This is a genomic window from Candidatus Nitrohelix vancouverensis (assembly GCA_015698305.1).
Lineage (GTDB): Bacteria > Nitrospinota > Nitrospinia > Nitrospinales > VA-1 > Nitrohelix > Nitrohelix vancouverensis.
The window spans coordinates 2,458,451-2,475,462 of the sequence record CP048620.1; the positions used below are offsets into that span (position 1 = coordinate 2,458,451).

Sequence of the window (17,012 nt, forward strand, 5' to 3'; positions counted from 1 at the left end):
ATTAATGAAGGCAAAGACGTCTTTGCCGCTGAAAAGATTAACAGAATTGGGGCCCGTTCACAAATGAATCCCTGTAGGGAGATTGTTTCAATGGAAAGGGATCTTCGGCCCGGGTGAAATCGGGAAGATTATGTTCCTTGCACTCCGGGTCTTGAATGAAAAGATGTTCGAATCCCAGCTCTTCGGCCATTTTTACTACGGCTTGATACTCTTCGGGAGACGGTCGGCGCGCCAGTTCCGGGCTTTCCATGGCTTTGTTGACGGGTTGATACTGGCTCATCAAGCTCAGCGGGATGCGCGTCGACATCTCAAAGGCGATGAAGCACAGGGTCTCCCATGAACCCGCCAGGCCGTTGGGCAGGACCAGGTGGCGGATCAGAACGCCGCCTTGCGCAAGTCCGTCCTCTCCTATAGTCAACGGTCCGGCCTGACGATACATTTCCAACACGGCTTCCTGAGAATGCGTCTTGTATCCCTTGCCGCGAGAATGTTCCCAGCCCATCTCGTCGCTGGAATATTTCATGTCGGGCAGATAGATATCGATCACGCCATCCAGCAATTTAAGCGTGGGCAGGGCGTCGTAGGCGTTCGTATTGTAGATGATCGGCAGTCTCAGACCCTGATCCCGCGCCAGCGCCAGGCTTTTCAGAAGTCCGGGAACCACATGGGAGGGCGACACCCAGCCGATGAAATGCCCGCCCTGCCTCTGCAAATCGAGCATCTGACTGGCGGTTTCCTGATAACTGACCTCGCGCCCTATTTTCTTTTGCGATATCTGAAAGTTCTGACAATAACTGCATGCCAGATTGCAGGAGGATACGAAAATATTACCGACGCCACAGGTTCCGGTGAAGGGCGGCTCCTCGCCAAAATGTTTCACCGCCGCAGAAACCGACAATTGATCGCTTTGCCCGCAGAAACCCATCTCCCCAGCCGTGCGGTCCACCGCACAGGCGCGCGGGCAAACCTCGCAGGAGCGATAAATTTCATAGGCCTGGTCGGCGCGACGATTCAGTTCCGCGCTGGACAATTGCAGATACCTGGGGTTCATTGCTTTTGAAATACTTTCTTGAGAAGATCGGTGGCGCGGGCTTGCGGATTGGAACGGATATTTTTCTCTTCCTCGCCCAGCAGGACAAACAAGCCGTCCAGCGAATTCTGGGTCACGTACTGGTTCAGGTCAAACGGAAATGCGTTCATAAACGGAAGCGAGGAAAATTGGTCCATCATCGCCTTGAAATAGCGCGTAGCTCCGACCTGATCGAGACTCGAGGAAATGATGGGTGCGAACAGAGCGCTCAATTGCTGAAAGGTTTTGCCCTTGAGAAATTCGGTTGCGGCGGTGTCCCCGCCATTCAGGATTTTGAGGCCGTCTTCAATGCTTGCGTTCTGAATCTGATCGAGAAAAATCTGTTTGGCCTGGGGCGCCGCTTTTTCCGCCGCACGGTTCATGCTGACCTCAAAGTCGTCGACCAATTGTCCGTAGCCAACGGCTCGAAGTGCTGACGAAACTTTCTGCAATGGATCGGGCAGAGGAATGCGTATGGCATCGTTATCCAGAAAACCATTGCTGGAGGCGGCCTCTTCTACCGCATTGCGGATGCCTAGCGTCAACGCTTCTTTCAATCCTGAAACGGCTGTGTCAGAATCGATCATGCCCGAAAGGCCGGCGCTTGCAGGTTCATCGGAAGATCCAAAACCCGGGATGCCGGACTGAGATGCCAGATCATCCAAAAATCCCGCCGAGGCCGGATTCGCGCTCATCGCAACGGATAAAATAATAACGCTCAATGTTCTTTTCATCGTCGAGTCTCGGGTTAAAAGTTTGTTAGAATGAATACAGCAATCAGGGCGAAAAACTCAATGCTTGCCTGAATCTTCGCAAACCTTGAGATATGCAATCATGATAGCCCAGACCGCGTATTTATCCACTATTTATTGAATCAATGATAAGGCGAAGCCAATGATACGACGTTTTCTGACCGCGCTGGTTTTGATGAGTTTTCTTCCCGCCAATCTCTATGCAGAAGCCTTGCACGGCTTGTCCATATACGGCCCCGAAGGTTTGAAATATAAAAAGGACGAATCCTACGTCTACGCCAACCCTTCGGCTGCCAAAGGGGGGCGGTTGACTCTGGCGGATTTTGGCGCCTTCACCAAACTCAATCCGGCTTCTTTGAAAGGCGTTCCGGCTCCGGGCTTGAATGGTCTGGTTTTCCAGACCCCTATGGACAGCTCCTCGGACGACGGCGAACCCTTCTCTCAGTACGGGAACCTTGTGGAATCGGTCGACCTTGCCGAAGACCGTATGTCGATGGTCTATCATATCTACAAGATGGCCAAATTTTCAGACGGTCATCCTGTGACGGCGGATGACTTCATATTTTCTTTCAATATCATTCATCATCTGGAATACCATCCGGTCTATAAGGAATATTTCAAGGACATCGCAAAAGTGGAGAAGATCGATTCGCATACGGTCAAATACACCTTCGCGATTTTCAATCAGGAATTGCCGCTCATCACCGGGCAGATGTTGATCTTCCCCAAACATATCTATGGGGCGCCCGGATCGAATTTCGGATCGGATTTTGACAACATCGCCATCGGGAGCGGTCCTTACGAAATCGAAAAATACGAGTTTGGCAAATACATCACCCTCAAACGAAAAGCTGACTGGTGGGGCAAGGACCTGCCGAAGAATCGCGGGCGTTATAATTTCGACCAGATCACCTGGAAAATTTATCTTGATCCTGTCGCTCAGAGAGAAGCGTTCAAGGGCGGCGGATACGACGCATCGCAGATCAACAGTTCGCGCGACTGGGCGCTGGACTATAAGGGAGACTTCGTCAAGAAAGGTTATTACCTGAGGGAAGAGATTCCGCACAATCGCGTCGCCGGAATGCAGGGCTACGCCATGAACATGCGCAACGACTTATTTGAATCGCGCAAGGTGCGCGCCGCCATCGCGCTGGCGTTTGATTTCGAGTGGAGCAACAAGAACCTGTTCTACGGTCAATACACGCGCAATCAGAATTATTTCGATAACAATGAGGAGATGAAACCCAAGGGACTGCCCGCAGGAAAGGTCAAAAAACTTCTTATGGACTTGCAGGGCAAGTATGGAGCGGATGTCCCCAAAACGGCATTGACCAAACCGGTGGGCGCGCCTGGGGAAGATCAACCCTTTGAGAAAAACATTCAACTCGCCAACGCTCTGTTGGATTCGGCGGGCTGGAAAATCGGCGCAGATGGGATCCGCGTTAAAGACGGCAAACCTTTCAAGTTCACACTCATCCTCGCCAGTCCGGGCTTCATGCGTATTTCTGAGCCCTACAAAAACAATCTGGCCAAGATCGGCGTTGAAATGGATATCAAAGTCGTGCAGGTCGCGCAATACGAGGAGAGTCTGCGCGAATTCAATTTTGATATGATCGTCGCCAGTTATCCGCAGAGTCGTTCGCCGGGAAACGAGCAACGTTATATGTGGGGTTCGCCCGCCGCCAAAACTCCGGGATCGCGTAATTATGCGGGAATCACAAACAAGGCCATAGACGAATTGATCGATATCATCATCAAGGCCAGCAAACGCGACGAGCTGGTCGACGCCATTCAGGCGATGGATCGCATTTTAACGCATCAGTTCTATGTCGTTCCGCACTGGTACATCGCTTACGACCGGGTGGTTTACTGGAATAAGTTTTCGCGTCCGAAGATCAACCCCTCTCAGGCGCCGATCATTGGAAACATCATCGAATGGTGGTGGCAGGATGAAGCAAAATTCAAAAAGCTTGAAGAGGCGCGGTCCAAGGGAAGCGCCGTCAATTGAAGGATAACCTTTCGCCTGTTTGATAGTTTATGATCAGCTATATCATACGCCGTTTGTTGCTCATGTTCCCCACCCTCATTGGGATCGTGACCATCACCTTCATCACGATTCAATTTGTTCCCGGTGGTCCTGTGGATCAAATGAAATCGATTCTTCTGGGCCACGGAAGCGAGATGTCCGAAGCGGGCGGCGCGGCGCTGGGCAAACAGGGCAAGGCTCAGGAACTGGATCCGGAACGGCTGGAGGAGCTTCGAAAAATTTATCATCTGGACCGTCCTCTGTGGGAACGTTATTTACGCACCTTTCTCTGGTTCGCGCCTGAGGACAAAGAACGCGGTTTCTGGACCAATTTTTTTGACTATGACAGTTGGGAAGGTTTTCTTGTTTTTAAATTTGGAAATTCTTTCTATCGCAACAAGTCGGTTCTGGAGTTGATTGTCGAAAAACTGCCGGTCTCCGCTTCGCTCGGCGTGTTCAGTTTTTTCCTCATTTACACGACCTGCGTCGTTCTCGGAATCGCCAAGGCGGTCAAGCATGGCGAGCGATTCGATACCGTCAGCAGTATTTTTGTGTTGATCGGCTACAGCATTCCCGGATTTGTGCTGGCGATTTTCCTCATCGTTTTTCTGGGGCCGGGCGACGGGGCCATCGCGCACTGGATACCGCTATCGGGTCTCACATCGGCGAGCGCTTACGGATATGAAGACTGGTCGACCTGGCGCAAGATCGTGGATTATTTGCATCACCTCGCGGCGCCCCTGTTCTGTTATGTGATCGGCGGCTTTGCCACGCTGACCATGTTGACGAAGAACGCCATTCTGGAAGAATTGCGCAAGCAGTATGTCATCACCGCGCGCGCCAAAGGCCTGCCGGAAAAGGTGATCCTGTTCAAACATATTTTAAAGAATGCGCTGATTCCCCTGGTCACCGGCTTTCCCATCGCGTTCCTTGGCATGTTTTTTACCGGGTCCTTGCTCATCGAACAGATATTCACGCTCGACGGTTTGGGCCTTCTCGGTTATCAGGCGGTCATCCAGAGAGATTATCCTATTGTCATGGGCACCCTGTTTTTGTTTTCCCTGATGGCGCTGGTTGGTCAACTCCTGACCGATCTGTCCTATGTTCTAATCGATCGTCGCATCTCCTTTGAAGAATCACAGGGCTGAGCCGCGCCATGAAATTGAACAAGGAACTCGAAGTAAAAATTCAAAAATTCCGGCGAGACCGGCGCGCCTATGTGAGCTTCATCATCCTGTCGATGATGTTCCTGTTAACCCTGCCCGCTGAGTTCCTCTGCAATGTGCGCCCCATCCTGCTTGTTGTTGATGGGAAAATACATTTCCCAATATTACTGACCTACAGCGAAAGGGATTTTGGCGGAACCCTGCCGAGTGAACCCGATTATAATTCCCGGCATTTTCACAGATTGCTTTATGGCGAGGAAAAAAGCGCGGCATTAAACAATGAGTCGTCAGACGCCAGTCTCAGTCTGGATGATTTCGAAGATTCGCCAGGCATGGGTCTGGGTCTGGATGATTTTGAAGAGACCAGCCCTTCTCTGGATTTGGGGATGGCCGATTTTGAAGACGGGCCTGCCACTCAAGAGAAGCCGGATTTTTCACTTGGACTGGGCGACTTTGAAGACACAGGCAATCCATTGCAAAGCGCTTCCATCGAGACTTCTCCCGCTCAACCGACCCCTCCTAAAGAAGTCTGGGCCTTGTGGCCGCCCATTCGATACGACTACAAATACATTCCCAGCGAAAGCCAAACCGGCAAGGTCGTGCTGGCGGCGCCCTATGAAACGATGAGCGCCAACGGAGAAGAAGTGATCGAGTCCGCATGGAAGGATGGTCATTATCTCGGCACCGACGACCGGGGGCGCGATATCCTTGCGCGCCTGATCTATGGCTTGCGTATTTCGATGATCTTTGGATTGTCGCTGGCAGTCACAGGAACGATCATCGGATGCTTCCTCGGCGGTTTTCAGGGATTTTTTGGCGGCTGGGTCGATCTGGTCGGGCAACGCTTGACGGAAATCTGGGGATCGATTCCGCGATTGTATATCCTCATCATCCTCAGCGCCTTTCTTGTGCCTTCGGCAATTCTATTGTTTCTGATTTTGAACCTGACGGCCTGGATGGGAATCGCCGCCTACATACGCGCTGAATTTTTGAAGATTCGCAATTTTGAGTTTGTCAAAGCCGCCAAGGCTATGGGCGTTTCCGATTTTCAAATCATGCGGCGCCACATCCTCCCTAATGCGATCACTCCAGTGGTCACATTTTTTCCGTTTGAAGTGACTGCGGGGATTCTGGCTCTGGTCAGTCTGGACTATCTCAATCTGGGGGTGCCCTCCCCTGCGCCGAGCATCGGCGAGCTGTTATCCCAGGGTAAAAATAATTTGCAGGCGATCTGGATCATCCTGCCGACCTTCGCCGTGCTGACGGCGACCATCACCCTGCTCACCTTCGTGGGAGAAGGGATTCGTAACGCCTTTGATCCCCGACGCAATGCGTGACGGGGGAATGGCCGGGCGGATCACCGCCCAGCCTTTTCAGGATAGTTTACAAACATCCATTCAAGTCCTGGACGGGCCGTGGATTGAAAAGAATGTGATTCCTGCCAGCCTTTTCAGGATAGTTTACAAACGTCCGTTCAAGTCCTGAACGGGCCGTGAATTGAAAAGAATGTGATTCCTGAATTGCGACAAGCGATGCACTGAAATATCGACCGGGTTTTTCATAACAAACCACTGAACGCCTTCCTTGCATGGCGGCGTCGTCAAAGAACCAGGATAGGAAAAATATTCGCGATTCAAAGGTAGGAAAAACTCGGCGTTGATGGTTTCACCGGGAACCGTGATTTCTTCGCCAAGCGTTTCGGGAAGATTGTCCCAGAAAGGTTTCATGTAAGGATTCAGCGTTCCTCTTTCAAGGAAAACACCGACAACAGCTAAATTTTTCTTATCATCCTCATGAATCAGATGCAATTCCATGTCGGTCGATACACCGTCAATCGTATGCTCGCCGGGATGGTGGATGTGAAATTGGACGAGATTGAATTGTTTTCCGTTGATTAGGACATAACTGCCTGGCGCGTAGTTGACGTCAATGCTGTTGCCATTATTAATAATCCTAAGGGGCGACTTATTGTAATGAAATTCCAGGCCGCCAAAACGAGTCTTTGCATCAGCGCTGAAATTCACCGGAGATTGTTCCATGCCAGACGAGCAGGTTTTGAAGGCAGAACTGAGCTCGCCCCAATGCTCGGGGCCTTCAGTTCCGGAATAACTCCATTGAACGCTGTCAGACAAACGAAGCGTGGGCTTCATCTCTGCGACTGGCATTGAGTTGTCCTTGTCGCTGAAAATAGAAGCAAGAATCATGAATATGAAAAAAAATATGGGTACGATTTGCATCCTCTTTCTCCCAAAATAATAAAGTGGCGGCATGATACTATACTCGCTGTATTACTTCTAATTTTTTGACTGGATTGAGCTTGGTTTTTAAACGCTATCATGCAGGATCATGGACTTCGGATTGAATGTTATTAACGGTTAATGATTTAAAAACGTATTTCAGAGTCGGTATTGACCAGACGGCGAAAGCGGTCAACGGCGTTTCGTTTTCTCTCGAAAAGGGCAAAACGCATGCCCTGGTTGGCGAATCCGGCTGTGGAAAAACCCAGACGGCTTATTCGATCATTCGTTTGATCGCAGAAAACGGTTATCATCCGTCGGGAAAAATCCTTTTCGACGGCGTTGACATGTCGGGGCTGAATGATGGCGAGATTCGAAGTATACGCGGCAATGATATTTCAATGATCTTTCAAGAGCCGATGTCATCGCTCAACCCGCTGTATCGTATTGGCAATCAGTTGGCGGAGCCCCTCATTCAACATAAAAAAATCCAGCAAGGCTCGGCGAGAGCGCGCGGTATCGAATTGCTCGACAAGGTGGGAATCCCCGACCCCGACAAACGCATCGACTGCTTTCCGCATGAACTGTCCGGCGGCATGAAGCAACGAGTGATGATCGCCATGGCGCTGGCCTGCGAACCCAAACTGCTCATCGCCGATGAACCAACGACCGCTCTGGACGTTACGATTCAGGCGCAGGTGCTACGCTTGATGTCCGACCTGCAAGACGAGACCGGGATGAGTATTTTGCTCATCACTCACGATATGGGAATTGTGAACCAGATGGCGGACAGCATCGGCATCATGTACGCCGGGAAAATTGTCGAGCAGGGAAGCCGAAAACAAATTCTGGAGGAATCGGCGCATCCCTACACGCGACTGTTGCTGGAGTCCATCCCAAAAACCGGAGACGCGCCCTATTACCTGAACACGATCAAGGGCATTGTGCCGCCGGCGACGGAATATGGCGCGGGCTGTCTGTTTGCCGAACGCTGTCCGCATGTCATGGACAGGTGTCATAGAGACGAACCGCCGGATCACCGACTCGAACCTCAGCATATGGTGAATTGTCATTTATATTCAAGCGAAGGACATTCTACGGTTCACATCGCTGGCGAGAAAAAACTTGCGCCCAAACGAAACATCGAATCCACCCCCTTGTTGACCTTGAAATCGGTTGATACGCATTTCCCAATTCGAAAAGGAGTTTTCCTGAGAACTGTGGGACATATTCCAGCGGTGGACAATGTCAGTCTGACTATCAATAAAGGAGAAACCCTGGCTTTAGTCGGAGAATCCGGATGCGGCAAGACGACGCTTGGGGAATCTTTGTTGAGGCTGAACCGTGAAGTGAAGGGAACGATCCTGTTGAATGGCCAGGATATTATGAAACTGGAATCTCAGGATCTGAAAAAAATCCGCAGGCATATGCAGATTGTTTTTCAGGACCCCTTCGCGTCTCTTTCGCCGCGCATGACCATTGAGGAAATCGTTGTGGAAGGTTTGCAGGTGCATTTTCCTGAATTGAGCGAAACTGAGAAACAGGAGCGCGTGGCCAAAACGCTCAAGGAAGTGGGATTGTCTCCCACGATCACCAACCGTTATCCACATGAATTTTCCGGCGGGCAGAGACAGCGAATCGCGGTCGCGCGCACTCTGATTCTCGAACCGGATTTCATTGTACTGGACGAACCCACCAGCGCGCTGGACGTCTCGGTGCAGGCGCAGGTTTTAAATCTACTGCGCGATTTACAAAGCCAACGTCAACTGACTTACCTGTTCATCACCCACAATTTGAATGTGGTTCGTTATATGGCGGACAAGGTCGCCATCATGTACCTCGGGCGAATCGTTGAGTACGCGCCCGTTGAACAGTTATTCGATAAACCCCGTCACCCTTACACCAAGTCACTGCTCGATGCCGTTCCGCAATTGGGCGCCATCAAAGCCTTTTCTCCTATAACCGGGGATGTTCCCTCGCCCAGCAACCCGCCGCCGGGGTGCCGGTTTCATCCCCGTTGCAATACCTACCTCGCCGAAGAGAGCGATTCCCCTCTGGCCCGACGCTGTAGAAGTCAATACCCTGAAAACACAGGCGAAATTGAAAATTTTGTGGCCTGTCATCAGCCCTTGAATCCTTAGCCATCCCGCTGTTTTACCTCATAATTCAAAAAAATATTGGCGTAGTTTGTTGAAAAAAAAGCCATTGTAAATCTACCTGCATTGAAGCTCCGTTTGCCAAAAAAACGGGTTGTTTTCAATGTTTTATAAAACAAATAGATAAAACATTTACCTTTACAAATGGCTGAAATTTGACTTTTATCTAGGTGAACAATTCGAGTTCCTATGAAATCGCACGCTAAAAAAATCATCATCATCATTCTCTCTATCGTCTTCCTTCCCGGAACGTCTGGCGAATCGCCGCAGGCCAAACAGGAAACTGCGACGTCTGGAGCGAGCTTGCAGAATGGTTCAATGGATGCGGATCAGCTTTCCCAGCAAGGGCAGGATTATCTGGGACAAGGGCGATATGCGGAAGCGCTCACACCCTTACAGCAAGCGATCGTATTGAATCCGAACGAACCGGAAAACTATTATTTTCAGGGTTTGGCTTTAGGGGGGATCGGCAGACATCAGGAAAAATACAACGCTCTGGAAAAGACCATACGGCTCGATCCCAAGCATGTGGGGGCTCAGTTTCGGCTGGCTCTGGCCCAAGCGGCGATGAACCGTCATCAACAAGCCGTGGAGCATTATAAAATCGCTTTGAGCCTGGAACCTGGTCTGGAGCAAGGCCATTATTACATTGCCCTCTCCTACTTTCTGACGAATCGATTTCGAGAAGCCGTTAGCTCACTAAAAACCCATCTGGAAAGGTATCCAGATCATGCAGAAGCGAGTTATACATTGGGGTTGGCGCTGATTCAACTGGGGCAATACAAACAATCGATCACTCCCTTGAAAAAAGCTCTCAAAATAAACCCCGAGCTTGCAAAAGAGGAATCGTATCTGGCAAAGGCCGCGCCTTAATTACGATTACGGACAGGCGATGAAACTCATTCAATTTTAGAATAGATATAGAATAATACGGTAATAAGTAGGACTCCTCCAACTCCTGACCACACTAACATTCCGACGCTCATTACGTCTCCTTCCGCTTTAATTGTTGCTACTAAACCATAGAACCCTTGCCTTTTGCAACCAATCATTTTTGTTTTCCCACCTTTAATGATTTTAAGATAGAAAAGCGTTTGTCAGTCGATCTCTCAGTCGACACAAACAAAGTCGTATTCATTCACAAAAATGACAAACTGGCTTTTCTGTATGTCTTTTGTAAGTTTTTTTTTGACCTTAATACAATGTTTGGAGATATATTAATTAAAGGCTGTTATTGAATAATCATGCGGCTTGATTTCAGTCAGGAGAACTCCATGCATCTGCTCTATCCTTTTGCCAGAAGGTTCATCGCCGGGGAGGACATGCCCTCGGCTTTACAGTCTGTTAGAAAATTAAAGGAACAGGGTTATGAGTCCACCATTGATATTCTGGGAGAGGCCGTCAATCTGCCCGAAGAAGCCTGTCTCGCCCGAGATGAATATCTTTATCTGATTCAAAACGCCGACCCTTTTGACCCATCGCTCGACATATCAATCAAACTGACTCAGGTGGGTCTGGATATAGACCGGAATTTATGCAGGGACAACCTGTTGAAAATTCTCAACGCTTCTGAGAAACATACCATTCGCTTTGATATGGAAGGTTCCGCCCATACAGATGAAATCATTACAATGTGTCTGGAACTATCGAAAGAACATTCGAATTTGGGGATCGCCTTACAGGCCATGCTCTATCGAACTGAAACCGATGTGGAAGCAATGATGGCTAATAAGGTTTCGGTTCGACTGTGTAAGGGCGCTTATAAGGAACCGAAGAGCATCGCCTTTCAGTCTATGGATGAGATACGCGAACGATTTATAACGCTCGCGGAAAGGTTGTTGATCGAAGGACGTTTGCCCTCAATTGCGACTCATGATGAATTCATACTGAAACGACTTCTGGAATTCATTGAAAGCAGAAAGATATCTCCCGGTACATTCTATTTTGAAATGTTGTATGGGATGCGGAGAGACCTGCAGGATATTTTACTCAAAAAAGGCTATCGCGTTCGCATCTACACGCCTTATGGAAAATCCTGGCTCCCCTACACGCTCCGACGACTTGCAGAGAAGAAGGAAAATATTATTTTTGTATTGAAAAATCTCATAAGAGAAACTCTTGGAGCCCAAAAAATCCATTGACCCTCGAATGCATGATAACGCTTCACGACGCGTCACAATCGTAACGACTTCTTTCCCACGCTATGCAGGGGATTTTGCCGGGTCCTTTGTCTACCGCTTCGCGCTGGGTCTGTCGAAATCGGGTTGCCAGGTTCAAGTGGTGGCGCCGGGCGATCCCTCAGCGCCAGAAGATGAACTGTTGGGAGATATTCAGGTAAGACGTCCGCTATACTTCTGGCCGAAACGTTTTCAATCCCTCGCTTACGGAGCCGGTCTCACAAGCCGGATTCGATACAATCCCTTGCGACTATTACAGGCCCCGCTCCTACTCAGCGCCATGACCCGCTGTGTTCTTCGTCACTCCAGGCCGTCTGATATTCTGTTTTCATTCTGGACCTTGTCCGCGCTGGTGGTCAGGATGGCTAAATTGATGCGCGGTTATTCCACTGTCGCGCGTTTTTCCGGGGCCGATGCACTGCTTCTGAAAACTCAATCAATTCGTTTTTTTATGAAATGGTTGTTGAATGGTCAGGACCAATTGCTGTGTCAGGATCAGAATATGCAACAGTCTCTTCTTAACTGCGTGTCCTCAGCAGATAGAATAAAATTGATCTCTAACGGCGTTGATATTAATGAATTTTATCCCGGCCCTATGCAGGAGGCTCGTGGTCATCTGAATTTACATGCGAATGATTTCATTGTATTGACGGCGGGCAGATTATCCGCATCCAAAGGGCATCGCTTTCTAATTGAGGGATTTGCAAAATTAGCGGCGACGCGGAATGATCTCAAATTACTGATTCTGGGAGACGGCGAAGAAAGAGCTAAACTTGAAAATTTTGCGGCGCGTCTGGAAATGCAAAAAAAGATTCTTTTTATGGGATTCCAGGAAAGCTCAACGATCGGACAATGGTTGCGAGCATGCAATATTTTTATTCTGCCGAGTCTGCTTGAGGGAACACCCAATATCCTGCTCGAAGCGATGGCCTGTTCCCGACCCGTCATCGCAACGAATGTCGGCGGGGTTAGCGAAGTGATCGAAGACGGGAAAAATGGCCTGTTGATAGACGCCGCGTCAGGCCCTGAAATTCACAAAGCCTTATTATTTCTGATGGAGAATAAGGAAGCCCGGGAATCCTACGGGGGTGAGGCCTTGCGAACAATTAACGAAAGGTTCGGCGGTTGGCAAGAAACTTCTAAAGAATTGCTGGAAATTTTTGATCAGTGATCTGTCATGGAAACAGCACCAGGGGAGACCAGAAATTTTTGATAATATTTTTGAATTCTTGTAATTGATCAATTCCTTGAGGTTTATTGATATAAGAATTTGCGCCATTTTCATAGGCTTTGATAACGTCGCGCTCATTATTAGATGTGGTCACCATGATGACGGGGATTTTGTTGGTCATAGGATTTTGTTTAACTTCCGGGACAACATCCAGCCCGGATTTCACGGGCATTTTTATATCCAGAAAAATTAGTTTTGGAGTTGGCGATAGCTCAGGATCTTTAAAAGAGTTTCTTCGTAGCAAATAGTTCAACGCTTCTTCGCCATTTTTAACCCACCTCAGATCAACATTCGTCGAACATTCATTCGTCGCTTCCTTGAAGAATAAATAGTCATCTTCGTCATCCTCAGCCAATAAAATCACCATAGGATCAATATTAGAAGAAACGCTAATCATTGGATATCTGTCCTTTCAGGGAATTGGATGCAAAATTCAACCCCATTGCCTGGAGATGTTTTAACTGAAATTTCTCCGCCATGACTCACGACGACCTTTTTGCAAATCGCGAGTCCCATGCCGACGCCATCATGTTCGCTGTCTGGAACCAGTCTTTCAAACGGCTTGAAAACTCGTTGCGCATATTCTTGCTTGAAACCGGTTCCGTTGTCACGATAAATAATTTCGATTAGCCCATTATCAAGTTTCTCGCCAGAAATTTCAACACTTAAGGGTTTATTGGCATTGGCATACTTGATGCTGTTCGAAGCCAAATTCTGAAACAACTGCATAATTTGCGTCCGGTTACACGCCATCTTGGGTAAGGGTTCGATTTTAAAAACCTGTTCCCGGCGTTCCAGTCTATTCTCTACATTACGTAACGCCTCTGAGATGATCTCATTGAGGTCGTTCGTTCGAATCAGCTTTACATTTTGGGTTCCAATACGAGAGTATTCGAGAATATTTTCGAGAAGAACGCTCAATCGAACAGCGCTGTCGTGAATCCTGGAGACTAGGAAATCATTCTTTTCAAGTCTTTCTGTTTCTGTTGCACCTCGATTGTACATTTCAGAAAATGTTATGATCTTTCGTAAAGGAGCCTTGATATCGTGTGAAGCGATCATCGCAAAATCTTCCAGGTCCTGGTTGCTTCTTTCCAGTTCCTCCATTTTGTTGCGCAATTGCTTTTCAATCGATTTGATCTCTGTGATATCCCGTATCGATGCGACGTAATAGCGCGAATCGTTTTCATGGATGACGCTCAATGAGATTATGATTGGAAATTCCTCAGCGTTTTTTTTTCTTCCCTCAAGTTCAATATTCTTAATGAATGAGAATTCGGAATCTTCCGATGAAATCACATCAATCAATTTATCGTAGTGAGGCTTGCAATGATGGGGAAACAAAAGGGTTATATTCTGCCCGGTCAGCTCTGATGCGGAATACAAAAACATATTCGATACGGCAGGATTGACAGATAGAATCGCGCCATCTTGCGAAATTGAGACGATTCCTTCGATCAGGTTATTGAGAATGTTTGTGTTTTGAGTTTCAAGATGCTTCAGGTCGTTGACGGCGATCGTCACTCGATCATCCAGCTCCTGATTGAGCGTTTCCAGCTCAGTATGCTTTTTATGATAGAGAAAACACAGGCCCGCAGTCGTCCAGATGGCAAAGAGCGCCAGCCCCCGGTTCGTTAAAATTTTCCACTCTTCCCCGCCTAGGGGGGAAAAATACAAGCCCCATAGCGTCAATAAAGATCCTGTAATGGCGCCCAGAAGAATGAAGCGTCGCTTTTTGGACCACAGACCAAGAAGCACGAGGGAGACATGCGGGATGCCCGCCGCCACGCCCAATTCAATCTGAGTGTCCAGATAGAAAAACAGGGCGCCCAGTAAGATCCCAAATCCTAAAATTTGCTGATTGTTCATAGCGCGCTAATTATTTGTTGGTCTTTGCAGATTTATTGAATGCAGAAAATTGATTTTCAGCCATGTAAGAACTGCGCACCAGCGGGCCGGAAGCGACACTGCTAAAGCCCAGGGACTCACCCAGTTCCTTGTACTCTCTGAAACGATCCGGGTGAATGAATTCTTTGACGGGTAGATGACTGGATGTGGGCGGTAAATATTGCCCCAGGGTGAGCATTTGACAACCCGCTTCCAGCAAGTCATTCATGACTGCCAGAATCTCATCATGCGTTTCACCCAGACCCAGCATCATGGAACTTTTGGTACGCAAGCCAAACTGTTGGCTCGCTCGTTTCAATATATGCAGGGACCATTCATACTTCCCCTGAGGTCTCACTTGACGATGCAAGGCGGGCGTGGTCTCCACATTGTGCGCAAACACATGCGGAGCCGATTCGCAGACATGATCGATCCAGCGATCCTTCGCCTGAAAATCGGGTGTCAAGGTTTCGATGATGAGATCGGGACATGCAAGGCGGACCTTCTCAATCGTCTGCCGCCATATCGTCGCGCCCAGATCAGGCAAGTCGTCCCGGTCGACGGATGTGATGACTGCGTAACGAAGATCGAGCGCGCTCAACATTCGAGCCACGTCATCCGGTTCCTGAAGGTTTGGCGCTTGCAATTGCCCCGTGGGGACATCGCAAAATCGGCAGGCCCTGGAACAGGTGTCGCCCAGTATCATAAGCGTCAGGGTCCCGGCATTCCAGCAGGAACCAATGTTCGGACAGGAAGCCGACTCGCAAACCGTATGCAGGCCATGCTGGGCGGTCAGTCGTTTCAGGCGGGCGTAACGTTCACCAGAGGGAAGGGATGCCTTCAGCCATTCGGGTTTGCGTTGACGTGGTTGTTGATTCGATGCATTGCTCATGGATTTCAGCTTTCTTTGATACCCTGCTATCTTTGTTTCATAGTATAATGAAGCGTTTGATTCTAGTCCTTCTCTCCGCCTCATATTAATTTCAATCGATGCTTTTTACCACCATAGATCGCTATATCTTCAAGGAACTGCTGAAGGTTTTCACCATCAGCGTCGGCGCCTTGACGGCTGTATTGTTTCTCGATAAATTTTTGTTCATGGCTGAAATGATTATCAGTCGCGGCGTCACCCTGGCGGAGCTGGTACTCATCATCACCTATATTTCTCCTGCTTTTCTCGCTCTTTCCATTCCGATGAGCGTTTTAATCGCGTCGGTGTCGGTCTTCAATCAATTTTCCGCGTTCAATGAGTACATCGCCATGAAGGCCAGCGCCTTGAGCTATATGGACCTTGTAAAACCGGTGGCGTTTTTTTCAATTTTCGCTTATTTTCTCGCAAATGTCGTTATGTTCATCGCCCTGCCCTGGGGAAATTTGTCATACAAAAAATTGATTTTTGACATCATTCAAAACCGCGCCAGTTTCGACATCAAGGCTCAGGTCTTTAACAAGGATTTTAAAAATCTGATTCTGATTGTTAAAGATAAAAAACACTACAATATCACCGATATCTTTTTAGCGGACCTCACCGATAAAAACGCGCCCAAAATCATAACGGCGCGTACGGGAGAGATTCATCCCAATCCTGCCACGCTTAAAATATTATTGAAACTCAGCGACGGGGCGATTCATACGAACCAGAAAGAACGCAACGAATATGAGACCTTGAATTTTGACCGCTATGACTTGACCTTGAGCCTGCCAGACCCAAAACGCCTGAAAGAAGAAGCTCTGGTCGGCAACAGGGAGCTTTCACTCTCCCAGATTCAGGAGCGCATCAAACAGATGGAAGCTGACGGTTTGTCCAGCTGGGGCCCCAAAGTTGAATTGAGTAAGAAATTTTCAATTCCTTTCGCCTGTCTGTTATTTGGGTTGCTCGGGCCGCCTCTGGGCATCAAATCATCCCGATCCGGGAAGTCGGGAGGTTTTGCGATCAGCGTGGGAATCATCCTGCTGTATTACATTGGCCTGATTTCAACCCAGAATCTGGGACGCGCGGGCGAGATCAATCCGTATTTGTCTGTGTGGATTCCCAATCTTATCTTGATTGTCGTGGTGTCTTTCCTGACCTACAAAATGCAAAAGGAAATCCCATTCACATTCCTTGAAAAAATTGTGGGATGGCTTGAAAGCGTTTTCAAATTGCTCAAATCGACATTTAAAGCGATCCTCTCACGATTCCCTAACTCTGCCCCCAAAACACAGCCACAGTACAGAAGAAACCAACAGGCGTTAGACAAAACAACGCAAGAGTACCTGGAAGAAAAACTAAAAAATTTACGCCCGAAATAGCAAGACGCTTATTCGCAAT

The 17,012-nt window shown here is 48.6% G+C and carries 14 protein-coding genes; 8 read left to right on the forward strand and 6 right to left on the reverse strand.

Going from position 1 to position 17,012, the window contains the following annotated elements; all coding sequences use genetic code 11:
• Positions 1-37 precede the first annotated feature (37 nt).
• Together G3M78_11425 and G3M78_11430 are read right to left on the reverse strand one after the other, a co-directional pair.
• Entirely contained in the window at positions 38-1,051 is a 1,014-nt protein-coding gene (locus tag G3M78_11425; protein QPJ65970.1) for a radical SAM protein, read from the reverse strand.
• Positions 1,048-1,764, reverse strand: coding sequence for a DUF4197 domain-containing protein (locus G3M78_11430; GenBank protein QPJ66841.1), 717 nt, complete (start codon positions 1,762-1,764; stop codon positions 1,048-1,050). The genes G3M78_11425 and G3M78_11430 overlap by 4 nt, the downstream gene beginning before the upstream one ends.
• A gap of 199 nt (positions 1,765-1,963) precedes the next feature.
• Here G3M78_11430 and G3M78_11435 point away from each other — a divergent pair, with 199 nt between their 5' ends.
• The 3 genes from G3M78_11435 to G3M78_11445 are packed head-to-tail and all read left to right on the forward strand — an operon-like array spanning position 1,964 to position 6,350.
• On the forward strand, positions 1,964-3,829 hold the full coding sequence (locus G3M78_11435) for an ABC transporter substrate-binding protein (GenBank protein QPJ65971.1): 1,866 nt from the start codon (positions 1,964-1,966) through the stop codon (positions 3,827-3,829).
• A gap of 29 nt (positions 3,830-3,858) precedes the next feature.
• The gene (locus G3M78_11440) at positions 3,859-4,995 is read left to right on the forward strand and encodes an ABC transporter permease subunit (GenBank protein QPJ65972.1); all 1,137 of its coding nucleotides are present in this window, start codon (positions 3,859-3,861) and stop codon (positions 4,993-4,995) included.
• Between the two features lie 8 nt (positions 4,996-5,003).
• Complete coding sequence (locus tag G3M78_11445; GenBank protein QPJ65973.1) at positions 5,004-6,350, forward strand: ABC transporter permease subunit; 1,347 nt, start codon at positions 5,004-5,006, stop codon at positions 6,348-6,350.
• A 123-nt stretch (positions 6,351-6,473) separates the two neighbouring features.
• Here the strand turns inward: G3M78_11445 and G3M78_11450 are convergent, their stop codons facing one another.
• Complete coding sequence (locus G3M78_11450) at positions 6,474-7,250, reverse strand: carbonic anhydrase family protein (protein QPJ65974.1); 777 nt, start codon at positions 7,248-7,250, stop codon at positions 6,474-6,476.
• 125 nt (positions 7,251-7,375) lie between these two features.
• On the opposite strand from G3M78_11450, the gene G3M78_11455 reads away from it, so the two are divergent.
• From G3M78_11455 to G3M78_11470, 4 genes are all read left to right on the forward strand, one after another.
• Positions 7,376-9,391, forward strand: coding sequence for a dipeptide ABC transporter ATP-binding protein (locus tag G3M78_11455; protein QPJ65975.1), 2,016 nt, complete (start codon positions 7,376-7,378; stop codon positions 9,389-9,391).
• A gap of 204 nt (positions 9,392-9,595) precedes the next feature.
• Positions 9,596-10,279 (forward strand): tetratricopeptide repeat protein, encoded by a 684-nt coding sequence (locus G3M78_11460; protein QPJ65976.1) that lies wholly within the window; start codon positions 9,596-9,598, stop codon positions 10,277-10,279.
• 371 nt (positions 10,280-10,650) lie between these two features.
• Complete coding sequence (locus tag G3M78_11465; GenBank protein ID QPJ65977.1) at positions 10,651-11,547, forward strand: proline dehydrogenase; 897 nt, start codon at positions 10,651-10,653, stop codon at positions 11,545-11,547.
• The gene (locus G3M78_11470; GenBank protein QPJ65978.1) at positions 11,525-12,754 is read left to right on the forward strand and encodes a glycosyltransferase family 4 protein; all 1,230 of its coding nucleotides are present in this window, start codon (positions 11,525-11,527) and stop codon (positions 12,752-12,754) included. Before G3M78_11465 ends, G3M78_11470 begins: the two co-directional genes overlap by 23 nt.
• Before the next feature lie 4 nt (positions 12,755-12,758).
• Here G3M78_11470 and G3M78_11475 read toward each other — a convergent pair whose 3' ends face one another.
• Genes G3M78_11475 through lipA form a run of 3 tightly spaced genes read right to left on the reverse strand, consistent with a single transcriptional unit; the run spans position 12,759 to position 15,593 of the window.
• A complete protein-coding gene (locus G3M78_11475; protein QPJ65979.1) occupies positions 12,759-13,211 on the reverse strand; it encodes a response regulator in 453 nt (150 codons plus the stop codon).
• Positions 13,208-14,683 (reverse strand): PAS domain S-box protein, encoded by a 1,476-nt coding sequence (locus tag G3M78_11480; GenBank protein ID QPJ65980.1) that lies wholly within the window; start codon positions 14,681-14,683, stop codon positions 13,208-13,210. Before G3M78_11480 ends, G3M78_11475 begins: the two co-directional genes overlap by 4 nt.
• Positions 14,684-14,693: 10 nt before the next feature.
• Positions 14,694-15,593: a lipoyl synthase gene (gene lipA / locus G3M78_11485; protein ID QPJ65981.1), complete on the reverse strand. Its 900-nt coding sequence runs from the start codon at positions 15,591-15,593 to the stop codon at positions 14,694-14,696.
• 98 nt (positions 15,594-15,691) lie between these two features.
• On the opposite strand from lipA, the gene G3M78_11490 reads away from it, so the two are divergent.
• Positions 15,692-16,993, forward strand: a complete 1,302-nt coding sequence (locus tag G3M78_11490) for a YjgP/YjgQ family permease (protein ID QPJ65982.1) — start codon at positions 15,692-15,694, stop codon at positions 16,991-16,993.
• Positions 16,994-17,012: the final 19 nt, after the last annotated feature.

What these genes read in the sequence shown, in the direction of transcription:
- G3M78_11425 (QPJ65970.1), bottom strand. Translation starts at nt 1,051, where the DNA reads ATGAACCCCAGGTATCTGCAATTGTCCAGCGCGGAACTGAATCGTCGC.
- G3M78_11430 (QPJ66841.1), bottom strand. Translation starts at nt 1,764, where the DNA reads ATGAGCGCGAATCCGGCCTCGGCGGGATTTTTGGATGATCTGGCATCT.
- G3M78_11435 (QPJ65971.1), top strand. Translation starts at nt 1,964, where the DNA reads ATGATACGACGTTTTCTGACCGCGCTGGTTTTGATGAGTTTTCTTCCC.
- G3M78_11440 (QPJ65972.1), top strand. Translation starts at nt 3,859, where the DNA reads ATGATCAGCTATATCATACGCCGTTTGTTGCTCATGTTCCCCACCCTC.
- G3M78_11445 (QPJ65973.1), top strand. Translation starts at nt 5,004, where the DNA reads ATGAAATTGAACAAGGAACTCGAAGTAAAAATTCAAAAATTCCGGCGA.
- G3M78_11450 (QPJ65974.1), bottom strand. Translation starts at nt 7,250, where the DNA reads ATGCAAATCGTACCCATATTTTTTTTCATATTCATGATTCTTGCTTCT.
- G3M78_11455 (QPJ65975.1), top strand. Translation starts at nt 7,376, where the DNA reads ATGTTATTAACGGTTAATGATTTAAAAACGTATTTCAGAGTCGGTATT.
- G3M78_11460 (QPJ65976.1), top strand. Translation starts at nt 9,596, where the DNA reads ATGAAATCGCACGCTAAAAAAATCATCATCATCATTCTCTCTATCGTC.
- G3M78_11465 (QPJ65977.1), top strand. Translation starts at nt 10,651, where the DNA reads ATGCGGCTTGATTTCAGTCAGGAGAACTCCATGCATCTGCTCTATCCT.
- G3M78_11475 (QPJ65979.1), bottom strand. Translation starts at nt 13,211, where the DNA reads ATGATTAGCGTTTCTTCTAATATTGATCCTATGGTGATTTTATTGGCT.
- G3M78_11480 (QPJ65980.1), bottom strand. Translation starts at nt 14,683, where the DNA reads ATGAACAATCAGCAAATTTTAGGATTTGGGATCTTACTGGGCGCCCTG.
- lipA (QPJ65981.1), bottom strand. Translation starts at nt 15,593, where the DNA reads ATGAGCAATGCATCGAATCAACAACCACGTCAACGCAAACCCGAATGG.
- G3M78_11490 (QPJ65982.1), top strand. Translation starts at nt 15,692, where the DNA reads ATGCTTTTTACCACCATAGATCGCTATATCTTCAAGGAACTGCTGAAG.